The sequence below is a fragment of the Moraxella boevrei DSM 14165 genome (assembly GCF_000379845.1).
GTDB lineage: Bacteria > Pseudomonadota > Gammaproteobacteria > Pseudomonadales > Moraxellaceae > Faucicola > Faucicola boevrei.
This window is the reverse complement of the sequence record NZ_KB903812.1, coordinates 54380-66349: the sequence shown is the minus strand read 5'-3', so window position 1 is coordinate 66349 and position 11970 is coordinate 54380. Positions and strand designations below refer to the sequence as shown.

Annotated in this window: 9 protein-coding genes; 4 read left to right on the top strand and 5 right to left on the bottom strand. The window is 39.8% G+C overall.

Annotation, left to right across the window (positions count from 1 at the left end; translation table 11 throughout):
* Window positions 1–28: 28 nt before the first annotated feature.
* Entirely contained in the window at window positions 29–1831 is a 1803-nt protein-coding gene (gene aspS, locus A3G3_RS0112585) for an aspartate--tRNA ligase (protein WP_019520882.1), read from the bottom strand.
* A 107-nt stretch (window positions 1832–1938) separates the two neighbouring features.
* Window positions 1939–3378 (bottom strand): DUF389 domain-containing protein, encoded by a 1440-nt coding sequence (locus A3G3_RS13825; RefSeq protein ID WP_019520881.1) that lies wholly within the window; start codon window positions 3376–3378, stop codon window positions 1939–1941.
* Window positions 3379–3524: 146 nt separating this feature from the next.
* On the opposite strand from A3G3_RS13825, the gene sohB reads away from it, so the two are divergent.
* The gene (sohB, locus tag A3G3_RS0112570; RefSeq protein WP_019520880.1) at window positions 3525–4496 is read left to right on the top strand and encodes a protease SohB; all 972 of its coding nucleotides are present in this window, start codon (window positions 3525–3527) and stop codon (window positions 4494–4496) included.
* A 110-nt stretch (window positions 4497–4606) separates the two neighbouring features.
* Here sohB and A3G3_RS0112565 read toward each other — a convergent pair whose 3' ends face one another.
* Window positions 4607–5785 carry a fatty acid desaturase gene (locus tag A3G3_RS0112565; RefSeq protein ID WP_019520879.1) on the bottom strand — a complete coding sequence of 393 codons (1179 nt, stop codon included), beginning with the start codon at window positions 5783–5785 and terminating at the stop codon, window positions 4607–4609.
* 273 nt (window positions 5786–6058) lie between these two features.
* Between A3G3_RS0112565 and A3G3_RS0112560 the strand changes: the two genes are divergently transcribed.
* Together A3G3_RS0112560 and A3G3_RS0112555 are read left to right on the top strand one after the other, a co-directional pair.
* On the top strand, window positions 6059–7861 hold the full coding sequence (locus A3G3_RS0112560) for a phospholipase D family protein (RefSeq protein WP_019520878.1): 1803 nt from the start codon (window positions 6059–6061) through the stop codon (window positions 7859–7861).
* An 81-nt stretch (window positions 7862–7942) separates the two neighbouring features.
* A complete protein-coding gene (locus A3G3_RS0112555) occupies window positions 7943–9253 on the top strand; it encodes an MFS transporter (protein ID WP_019520877.1) in 1311 nt (436 codons plus the stop codon).
* Window positions 9254–9315: 62 nt separating this feature from the next.
* On the opposite strand, the gene A3G3_RS0112550 is transcribed toward A3G3_RS0112555, so the two are convergent.
* Both A3G3_RS0112550 and A3G3_RS14570 read right to left on the bottom strand, forming a co-directional pair.
* On the bottom strand, window positions 9316–10107 hold the full coding sequence (locus A3G3_RS0112550) for a substrate-binding periplasmic protein (RefSeq protein WP_026213049.1): 792 nt from the start codon (window positions 10105–10107) through the stop codon (window positions 9316–9318).
* Window positions 10041–10217 carry a hypothetical protein gene (locus A3G3_RS14570; protein WP_019520875.1) on the bottom strand — a complete coding sequence of 59 codons (177 nt, stop codon included), beginning with the start codon at window positions 10215–10217 and terminating at the stop codon, window positions 10041–10043. The genes A3G3_RS0112550 and A3G3_RS14570 overlap by 67 nt, the downstream gene beginning before the upstream one ends.
* 517 nt (window positions 10218–10734) lie before the next feature.
* Here A3G3_RS14570 and A3G3_RS0112540 point away from each other — a divergent pair.
* A complete protein-coding gene (locus A3G3_RS0112540; protein WP_019520873.1) occupies window positions 10735–11784 on the top strand; it encodes a D-alanyl-D-alanine carboxypeptidase family protein in 1050 nt (349 codons plus the stop codon).
* Window positions 11785–11970: the final 186 nt, after the last annotated feature.

Sequence of the window (11970 nt, the reverse complement as noted above, 5' to 3'; positions counted from 1 at the left end):
GAGTGAATACATCATTAAGCTAACTGAATTAGTCCGCTTGTTTCTCTTTTTCACGGATGCGAATGCCAAGTTCACGCAACTGCTTGCTATCGACTTCAGCAGGGGCATCGGTCAATGGACATTCTGCGGTTTTAGTTTTCGGGAAGGCAATCACATCACGGATTGAGCTTGCCCCTGTCATTAGCATAACCAAGCGGTCAAGACCGAATGCCAAACCGCCGTGCGGTGGAGCACCGTATTTTAAGGCATTTAACAGGAATGAGAATTTTTCTTCTGCTTCTGCTTCACTAATGCCCAACGCTTCAAACACCGCTTTTTGCATATCTAAGGTATTGATACGCAATGAACCGCCACCGATTTCTGTGCCATTTAGTACCATGTCATAAGCGATAGAAAGGGCAGTTTCAGGGTTATTTTTCATCTCTTCCACCGTGCCTTTTGGACGGGTGAATGGGTGATGCACCGAGGTCCACTTACCATCATCGGTTTCTTCAAACATCGGGAAATCAACCACCCATAGTGGAGCCCATTCGCAAGTGGTCAAGTTCAAATCTAAACCAACCTTTACACGCAACGCCCCCATGGCATCATTCACGACCTTAGCTTTGTCTGCACCAAAGAAAATAATGTCGCCAGTTTGGGCTTCGGTACGTTTCATCAGTTCTACCAACACATCATCGGTCATATTTTTGATAATGGGTGATTGTAAACCGCTTTCTTTATCCACACCGTTGTTGATGTTGTTAGCATCATTAACTTTAATATACGCCAAACCCTTTGCCCCATAAATACCAACAAATTTGGTATAATCATCAATTTGTTTACGGGTTAGTTCTGCACCATTTGGCACACGCAAAGCAACCACACGACCTTTGGGGTCTTGTGCAGGGGTAGCAAATACTTTAAATGCCACGTTTTGCATGATGTCGGCAACGTCAATCAGTTTTAATGGAATACGCAAATCTGGCTTATCAGATGCATAATCACGCATGGCTTCAGCGTACGGCATACGCTGGAATTTGTCGAATTTTACGCCTAAAAGTTCATCAAACAATTTAACCGTCATGCCTTCCATTAAGTCCATGATGTCGTTGTCATCGAGGAAAGATGTTTCAATATCAATTTGGGTAAATTCAGGCTGACGGTCAGCACGCAAGTCTTCATCACGAAAACATTTGGCAATTTGGTAATAACGGTCAATACCGCCAACCATTAATAATTGTTTAAATAACTGTGGCGATTGTGGTAGGGCATAAAATTCACCATTTGACACACGGCTAGGGACGAGATAATCCCTTGCACCTTCAGGGGTGGCACGGGTTAAAATTGGTGTTTCCACGTCCAAAAAGCCGTTGTCGTCAAGATAGTTACGAATTAATGTGGTAACTTTTGAGCGAAAACGCAAATGGTCAAGCATTTCAGGACGGCGAATGTCTAGAAAACGATATTTCAAACGAATATCTTCAGAAACGGTAATAAAATCATCGTTCAATGGGAATGGTGGCGTTTCAGACTCGGCAACCACATCAATTCTTTCGGCAACGAGTTCAATTTTACCGCTTTTGTGTTCAAGGTTAAACGCACTTTCATCACGCATACGCACTTTGCCTGTGATTTGCAAGATGTATTCGTTACGCATTTTGCCTGACGCTTCGTATAGAGCAGGGTCGTCTTCTTTTTCAACAATTACTTGAAGTAAGCCGTCACGGTCTCGCAGATCAAAAAAGATAACATGGCTGTGGTCACGGCGACGATGCACCCAACCCACAGTGGTAACGGTTTGTCCTACAAGTTCTTCGGTAATACTACCGCAATAATGTGTACGCATCATGAATGTTAATCCAAAAAGTCAATAAAAAATAAACGAATATTATGCCTTGTTTGGGCGGTTTGTGCAAGTTTTTTGCCGTGAAAATTCATTGATTATCTATGCATCACTCAATCTGATTGATTTTTAATTTGATTGACTTCGGTTTTGTCAAGTTTTACATCTTCTCGGGATACAGGAGTGCTTTCAATTACTTGTTCTGGTACAAAGCGTATTTGCAATTTTATTGGCTTCTTCTTAGCCAGTTCTGTTGGCATATCGGATGCAATGATGGCATCTTCCATTGTTTTAACATCGTCTTTAGTGAGTATCGTTTGACCTTGGATAACGGCACGAATGAGATAATTGCGCTCATCTTTGCCAACGCTAAAATTGGTGCTAACAAGGTATAAGGGTTTATCGCTGATGTTATCGCTGATAATTTGTTTAACCGTTTTTTCAAAACGCTGTTGCTCAAGACTTCGGCTAAAATTTATGGTCAAATACACACTGACCACCGCTAATAAAACGAGCGTGATGATATTGCGTTTTAAAAATAATAACGCCGATGACAATTTACCGCTTGGCGTGTCTTCGTCACTGTTATCAAGTCGTCTAAACCCCATAAACCATAAGACTAAAGCGTTGGTTACTTGGATTGCCAAAATATTGGTAATCGTCAAAATCATGGCGTTCATCGCAAGTATCAACTCACCATTAGCAAGCAAAATCCCACTGGCAACAATCGGTGGAACAAGTGTTGTGGCAAGTGCAACACCGACTACCGCTACCGATAAATGCGGAGAGACCATACCATACGCCCCAGCTACCCCACCAGCTAAGGCAATGGCAATGTCCATGGTATTTGGGCGGGTACGTGCCAAAATTTCACTGGTCATGGATTGCTCAGGGTGTAAAAATCCTAAAATCAGCCCTATCACATAAATTAGCAAAATGCCAGTTAAAAGAGTGAACAGTGATTTTTTTAACAATGCTAGCCGATAATCAATAAGTGCCAAGGCGATGCCTGTAATCGGACCTAGCATCATGGCAATCAGCATTGCCCCAATCACAACTGCAGGTGAGTTTAACAGCATACCATACCCTGCTGTAACCGCTGCAAGACCGTTCATCACATAAAACATCTTAGTCGGAATAGCGTTGGCTTCAATATTGACTCGCACGTCTTTATAATTAATCAACTTTTTGGTCTGTTTTTCTGCCAAATACTGCTTAAAGGCTTCGTGTTGGCGTTCTTGTTCTTGTTTTAGGGCTTTTAGTTCTGTGATATTTTGACTGATTTTATCATGTAGCTCATCTTTGTTGGTGCTATGATGAGCAAAGTTAGGACTTTTAGCCACAGGCTTAACCGAAACATTGCTAACATCAACGCGGTTATCTGTTTGTTGGTCATCTGCTTCGTTGGCATTGTCACTTAATTGCTCATTAACTTCATTCGCCAAAGATTTGATATCGTGGATATCGATACCTTTTTCTTGTAATGCTTGTAAATCTTTTGCCGTCAATTGAATGCTGTCGGTAGCCGTGATTTTTTCCTGATTGTCGCTCATGGATAAATATTCCTTTATGAATTGAACTACTATTCTAACAAAAAAATAAAAAACCGTTAAGCCTAATTGAAATAAAAAAAATTGCCTATATTATCAAGCAATCATTTAAAAGTTTTTTTTAAAAATTGGCAAAAATAGGAAAAACCATGCTATTTCAATCGCAAAAACAACCAACCGAACTTAAAATTACTCACTTAAACAAAGTACAAAATCAGCGTAAACAACAGCTGATGCTAGAAACTGCAAGCAAAAAAGCAATTAAACAATTTATTAAACAAACCTTAAAAGAAACCGCCAAGCTTGCCAAAACTAAAGACAAACCTAGCAATGTATATGTCCTTGATTTTCATGGTGATATTAAAGCGAGTGATGTACAACAACTGCGTGAAGAAATCAGCGTGATTTTATCCACTGCCAACCAAGGCGATGAAGTCGTGGTTCGCTTAGAGTCAGCAGGTGGCATGGTACATAGTTATGGCTTGGCGGCAGCACAACTGGCTCGTGTTAAAGATGCAGGCCTACGCTTGACTGTGTGTGTGGACAAAGTCGCTGCTAGTGGTGGCTACATGATGGCTTGCGTGGCGGATAAAATTATTTCTGCCCCATTTGCGGTGGTTGGCTCAATTGGTGTCGTGGCACAAGTGCCTAATTTTTATGACTTTTTACAAAAACATGACGTGGATGTGAACGTCTTTACTGCAGGCAAATACAAACGCACGGTAACGGTTTTTGGCAAAAATGACGAAGAAGACAAACAAAAATTCCAAGAAGAATTGGAACAAACCCATCGACTATTTCAAGATTTTGTCAATAAATACCGTCCTCAGCTTGAACTTGCCAAAGTTGCTACAGGCGAAACGTGGTACGGTGAAGATGCGATTGGGCTAAAACTGGTGGATCAACTGCAAACTTCCGATAGTTATTTATTAGATTTGTTAAAAAAACATCAAGTTTATGCGTTACATACGCGCAAAAAACCAACCCTTGCGGAAAAATTAGGCTTTGCTCAAGCCAGTCAAAATTTGCTAAAAATGGCAGTTGATACCGCTGTAGAAAAAATCCCTCACGTGGTGGCAACCTTAGAAAATAGTAAATTGCCGATGTTTAAAGCCAAATAAGTTGACAAATTTTTTGTAAATATTGCAAAATTTTACTGACAAAAAGCCGTTATTTATACAATAACGGCTTTAGTTTTTTGAAAAATTTTGGCAGAATTCAGCCCTAAAGGTTAAACACCCCCAATTTTTCCCATTTTCCAATGACTTAACGCTTGCTCTACTTGTTCGCTATGCCATTTAAGTTTTTGTTCAATTTGCAAAAATTGGTCTTTTAGTTTTTCATCTACTTCGTGCAAACGTTGGGCAAACTCGGTTTTTTTCAGCTCAATGGCTTGGGTTTTTAACGCTTGCCATTCTACTAAGGTTTGTTTAAATGCCTGTTGTTCTTGTTGGATTTTTTCTTTAAATAATTGAAATTCATTGGTTAAATTACCTTTAAAATTATCAATTTGATGTTGGGCTTGTTTAAACTTCATTTCGGCTTGGGCGTGTTGAATGGTAACGTCAGGCACGCGTTTTAAATCCCACGCTAAGCCCACTTTTGACAGCCCATAAATAATCCATTTGGTCGGGTCGTATTGCCACCATTTCACGCCATTGCGATAATCGTATTGAAAATAATGGTGATAATTATGATAACCTTCTCCCCAAGTAAAAATTGCCAAAACCGGATTGTCCCTTGCGGTATTGCTATCCGTGTAGGGTCGTTTACCAAACATATGGCATAACGAATTGATAAAAAAGGTAAAATGATGGCTTAATACCAAGCGTAACAAACCCGCTAAAATCAACGTACCAACCACATCACCAACTAACCAACCCAGTAACAGCGGAATACCAAGATTGGCAAGCACCGTCCAAAATCCATAATATTGATGCTGAATTTGTAACACTTTATCGGCGGTCAAGTCAGGAATATTTTTGTAATCGTACTGCCCACTGGGATAATTGCGAAGCATCCATCCCAAATGCGAAAACCAAAAACCACGCTTCGCAGAGTAGGGGTCTTGCTCGGTATCGTCCACATGACGATGATGAACACGATGTCCTGAACACCAATCAAACACCGAACTTTGCATTGCAAACGTCCCACCAATCAACCAAAACCATTTAACCAGCGAATGAGTTTGATAAGTACGGTGAGCCCACAAACGATGATAGCCTGTGGTAATACTCAAGCCCGACCACGCCATACAAAACGCAAACACCGCCCAAACCTGCCAACTTACGCTATGGGTCAGCAGATAATACGGCACTAAAAACAAAGCCACAATCGGCGTACTAATCAGCACAATCGCAGGTATCCAATTAATCGGTGCTTGCTCAAAATCAGAACGGGAATGCGTCATAAAAATGCCCTATATAAAATGGTGGTTGGTGACTAAAAAATCAAAAACGGTACATGTAAATTTGCCCATTTTACCGTAAAACTGATAAAAAGTGAATAACTGTAAACTTAAATTTTTGTAAAAATTCAGCTAAATCCATAATTAACAAAAAATTACAATCTAATATTCTTAACATGGTAGCGAATTATGTGTGAAATTGCTAAACTTAGCCATTTTTTAAAAATTTTAACCCCTTTTGCTCCTTTTTTAGCCTACCAATTGAGATGATTAACTGTGAATAAAACTGCCACGTTTCGCCCAATTATTCCGCCGATTTTTTGGTGTTTTGTGCAGTCTTTGATAAAGCGTGGCTTGTTCTTGTCGATACCAATGTTAATATTGATTGGTGGGTTATTGGTCGTATTAACGGGTTGTCAAACCTTGCCAAGACAGCCCCATTTAACCGCTTCACCTTTGGTTAAAAAAGAACAAAATTTGGCAAATAGTCCCACAAAATTACCGTTCAATAGCCAATCTTTGGTAAAAAAAATTAGCAATACCCATCCGAATAATCCACAACTTTCGGGCTATTATCCGATTATTACCAGTCGTGATGCGTTGGCATCTCGCAGTCTGCTTACAAGTTACGCTCAGCATAGCATTGATATTCAATATTATATTTGGAATAATGATGAAGTAGGGCAGTTGATGATGAAAGAGCTATATGATGTGGCAAAACGTGGGGTAAAGGTGCGTTTGTTGCTCGATGATTTAAATACCGATAGCCAACTTGACCAACAATTATTGGCTTTTTCGGCTCATCCAAATGTTTCGGTGCGTTTGATAAATCCAAAAATTATCCGTTCTATGCGTCCGATTAATTTTGTGTTAGGTGTGCCACGTTATCATCGGCGAATGCACAATAAAAGCATGACTTTTGACCAACAATTGTCTATAATTGGTGGGCGAAATATTGGCAACGAATATTTACGCAGTGATACGAGTAATGAATTTTCTGACCTTGATGTGTTGCTGGCAGGTCAGGTGGTTGAACGGATTAGCGACAATTTTGACAGTTATTGGCAGTCCGATGCGTCCTATGATATTGAAACATTAGTTTTTCCTTATGATATGATTAATAAAACCAATCAAATACCACAAGACCAAACGGCAGAACAGCGATTTTTGGCAAGTTTGGATAAAATTTATCAACCAAAACTTGCAAAATCGTGGCTAACGTTTGCCCAATTTTATCAATTACCCAACTTAAACTCACAAAATAATTCTTATAATCAATTGGCAGAACGTACTATAAAACAGCCTGTTGGTATTGATAAATTATTAACCAAAGGCACGTTACCATTGCGTTGGAAAAAGATTGATTTTTTTGCTGATGAGGTGACAAAATTGGCAAAAAAAGATGATAAATCTAGTCGTCTTGTCGCCCAATTACGCAAGGCGATAGGCACGCCGAGTGAAAAATTGACCATTATTTCATCGTATTTTGTCCCGACTAATAAAGGCGTTGCCGAGCTAAATCAGCTTGTCAAAAATGGTGTTAAAGTTACCGTGCTAACCAATTCCTTTGATTCAACGGACGTGCCGACCGTACACGCAGGTTATAGTGGAGTAAGGTTGCCGATGCTCCGTGCAGGCGTGCGATTGTACGAACTAAAGTCCAGTGCCGATGCCGATTTACGTATCAAAAAACCGAGTTTACGCCGTAATGAAATCAGCACGAGCCTACATACCAAAGCCTTTGCGGTGGATGAGCGATTGGTATTTATTGGTTCGTATAATGTTGACCCACGCTCTGCCAACATTAATACGGAGCTTGGCGTCCTGATTTATGATGATGAGTTGGCAAAAGGCATTCATGCGGTTTTTGACGATGAACTGCTGAATGTGGCGTATCGTTTAGGTTTTGCGGTGGATAATCAGTTGGTTTGGCAGACCTTAGACAAAGACGGCGTGATAACTAGCCAAACAGGTCAGCCTGATACGGTGATTACCAAAAGTAATGAACCACGTTTATCGATGGCAAATCGCTTGTGGGTGCGGGTGTTTTCCCTATTGCCAATTCAATGGTTATTATAGTTTGTTAAAATGTGGTTTTGCTAAAATATTTGTTAAAAATTAAGATTAAATTTATTAAAAAAATAATTGGTGCAAAAAGTTATGCCGTTTTTTTCCCAAATCAATAATGAAGAATTGCGAGTGCTAAACACGCAAGAACGCCAACTGATTGCCTTGGTGGCTTGGGCAGGATTTTTTACTTGTTTTAATTTTATTGTGTATTTTTTCTTTTATGATGCGATTATTAATGCTTTTTTCCCCAAAGATTTAGATAGTAATTTAAAAAATCTGGGTTTTTTGGGACTGTTGGTGGTAGGCTATATATCACGTCCGTTAGGCGGGTTGATATTAGCGGATATTGCCGATAGATTTGGTCGCAAAAAAGTGATGTTGTATAGCCTGTTTACCATGACATTTTCCACGCTAATAATTGGGCTGATGCCGACTTATGAGATGATTGGCATTTGGGCGATTGGGCTGTTTTTGTTGGTGCGGTTATTGCAAGGAATTGGCATTGGTTCAGAAGTGCCGATTTCATGGGTGTATATAATGGAGCAAGTACCGCGTTGGCAAACGGGGCTAGCGAGTGGGTTGATGATTGCGATGTTGGTGGCATCGGCCTTACTCGCGAGTGTGAGTTCGGTAGTTTTATCAGAAGTCTTAACCCTTGAACAAATGCAAAATTTTGGTTGGCGAATACCGTTTATTCTAGGTTCGGTCGGCTCACTGGTAACGATTTTTTTAAGTTATCGTTTGACCGAAACACCGTTATGGCTAGTCGCCAAAAACAATGATGAGTTGTTACCAAAATTGCCTGTGTTAAAAGTGCTCAAAAAATACCGCTATGGACTGATGATTACCTTTGTGTTGTCGTGGTTTAGTGCCAGTATATATTTGATTGTATTTTTACTGTTGCCAAGTTTGGCGGTGGAGTATTTTGACGCATCAACTAGTGAGATTATGATTGCCAATGGCTTGGCGATTTTGTTTGCAAGCATTGGGGCGGTAATGTTCGGTTATTTGTCAGACCGCTTTAATTCGGGTAAAGTCTTTGGCATTGGCTGTATGTTATTGACTGTTACGAGCGTGTTGTTTTTTTATCATTTGGCACAAATGGGCGATTTTATATTGCTGTATTATGTGATATTTGGCTTTTTTGTCGGGGTGATTGGGGTTGTGCCAAGCCTTTGCGTGGGTCTATTTCCGACCAAAGTCCGCTGTTCAGGCACGGCGTTGGCGTATAATTTGGCGTATGCAGGGACGGGGGTATTAACGCCGATTTTGCTGACATTTATGGTGACAAAGCTTAGCTTAGCCCCTGCGTTATATGTGGTGTTCTTGTGTATTGGCGGTGTGATTGTTTCTATATTATTGGCAAATTTGCACGGGCTTTACCGATTGGAAAAAAAATAAGCTGGGTAAAACCCAACTTATGTTAAGTAACTTTTTTGAATTATTTTTAAGCTGTGTCATAATTATTGCACCGCACTCGCTGAGGTAGGTACTCCAACTTTTGGTAATTGTTCTGGCGTTGGTGCAACGCCGAACCATTGTTCGTAAATTTTGGCATAAGTACCATCTGCAACCACTTCAGCCAAGCCTTTATTGAGTTTTTCAATCAAGGTTTTGTTGCCTTTTTTGGCAAGCCAAACCATCTCATAAGGCACAAAATAATTCCCTTCGCCTGTAAAGCGGAATTTTTTATTGCCAATTGATTTTAAATGATATTGCATGACGCCCTGTTCAGCAAGTACGGCATCTACTTTGCCTTGTGCCAGTTGCTGTAATGCCAAATAATTGGTTTTTGTCAGTACTAAGTTTGGATTATTTTCACCTTGTAGTTTTGTTAAATCTTCTGCTGAAAAAGTGTCAGTTTCTGTTGCCACTTTGACATTTTTTAGATCATCAAAGGTTTTAATGCTGGTGTTGTCAGGTGTTGTTACAATGACATCTTTGCCATAAGCATAGGTAGCTGATAGTTCATAAGCGTTTTCTCGCTCAGGGTTTCGTGCAATGGTAGACATCCCTACATCATGAGCGTCTGTATTCACACCTGCCAAAATGTTTTCAAATGATTTTGAGATAACGGTAATATTAATACCTGCTCTTTGAGCAACTGCATTCATCAAATCCACATCAAAACCAACAATCGCCCCCTTTTCATTCTTGAACTCATAGGGTGGATAACTCGCATCGGTTGCTACCACGATACTTTCAGCATTTGGGTCGGCAGATACTGGTGTAGTAGTTGGATTGCTTGCTGGCACAGGGCAGTTGTAGCTTCTGTTTTGGTTTCTTCAGCTTTATTGCAAGCCACTAACCATAAACTACTGACAGCGAGCATCGCCCCTGCTAAACGTGAAAATGAAAATTGCATAAAACACCTTTCGTCTGTTGGATTTAAAAATAAGTAGTCAGAAACACCACATACAACAAAGAATTTTTAAAAATTTATTTTATTATAACCCAAAATAGATTGAATAGAAATAGTAACGGCTTACATCAGGCTGTTTTAAGGATAAAAAATGGGTATAAAAAATAGATTAAAGCTAAAACAGATATCTTAAGAGATTGTAACAATGCTACTTGATTTTGTACAAACTTAACCATTTATCACTTTTGTTGTTGATTTGTTAAATCACTCTCGCTACAATAAAAAATGTAGAATTATGCGTTCTTATATTTTATCAAACGCTAGTGTTGCACAATTGTCGGTAAATAAGTTTGATGAAATAAATCATGCATAATCCCAAATGTTGGCTGAATTTAGCAAAAATTTGGTGCATTTGGTCAAGTACTGGCAAAGTAAATTCAGCAGTTGATAAAGAGCTATCAACTTGTTTTGATTTTGTCAAAAAAATTTTACCAATAAGTTAGCAAAGGTGAGTTGAATTATGAAGGCATTGTTAAAAAAGACATTGGGGTTAAGTATTGTGGTTGGCAGTTTGCTAGGTGTCAGCGTGTCAAGCCATGCGGAATTGGCATTACAATCAGGTCAGGCAAAAATCAGTTGGGGCGGACAAGATAGCCTAGATAAAGCCAAAGCCGTGATGTACAATAACAGCAGTTTGTCAACCACAACCACCACCCGCACCGTCCAAACCATTACCAATCAACCAAGCACAACCAATCAATACAACTGGTCTGCCAATTCAGGCAATACCAATTGGAACAATCCAAGTAGCTACTACGCTAGCTCAAAAGGGGCGTTGGTGCTAGATGCGTTAACAGGGCAAGTCATTTATGAAAAAAATGCCGATGTCGCTCGCCCAATCGCATCAATTAGCAAAGTGATGACCGCCCTTGTGGTGTCTGAGTCGGGTGCAAACATGAATGATATGTTGACCATTGACTCGCTTGATTTTAAAACCCCAAAAAAATCAGGTAGCGACCGCTTAAAAGTCGGCGATCAACTTAACCGTGCTGAAATGCTACTGATGATGCTGATGAAGTCAGAAAACCCTGCAGCAAAGGCTTTAGCCCGTACTGACCCATCGGGTTATGATGGTTTTATGTACAAAATGAACCAAAAAGCTCGTGAACTTGGTATGACTCAGACCGTGTTTTATGACCCGTCAGGGTTAGATGCCCGTAACGTTTCATCGCCACGTGATTTGGCGATTTTGGCACGTCATGCTTACAAACATAACTTGATTAGCCAGTTTAGCACCACACCAAATCGTGAGTTTTATGTCAATAATACGGCATCAGGTTTTCGTAGTATTGCGGCACGCAGTACCAATTATATGGTGCGTGATGGTTTGTATAATATTGGTTTTTCAAAAACAGGTTTTATCCGTGAAGCAGGCAACTGCGTGATGTTTGAAACCACGGTAAATGGTCGTCCGTCAATCGTGGTATTGCTTGGAGCTCCAGATTCAAAAACCCGTTGGCAAGATGCGGAAAATATCATTGCAAATTTGAGTATGCGTCGTTTTACTTAATTTAAGTTGATAAAGCTAATAATAAAAAACCGATAATTGATTGACAATTATCGGTTTTTATTTTAACAGGTTTTATAAAGCAAAAACAAAGATTTCTTAATTATAAACCAACCTTAAACCTAAGATAACAGATTAAAGGTTAGCTTGATAACAATAAGCAAGCGGTTTTTGCGATGGTGATTATAA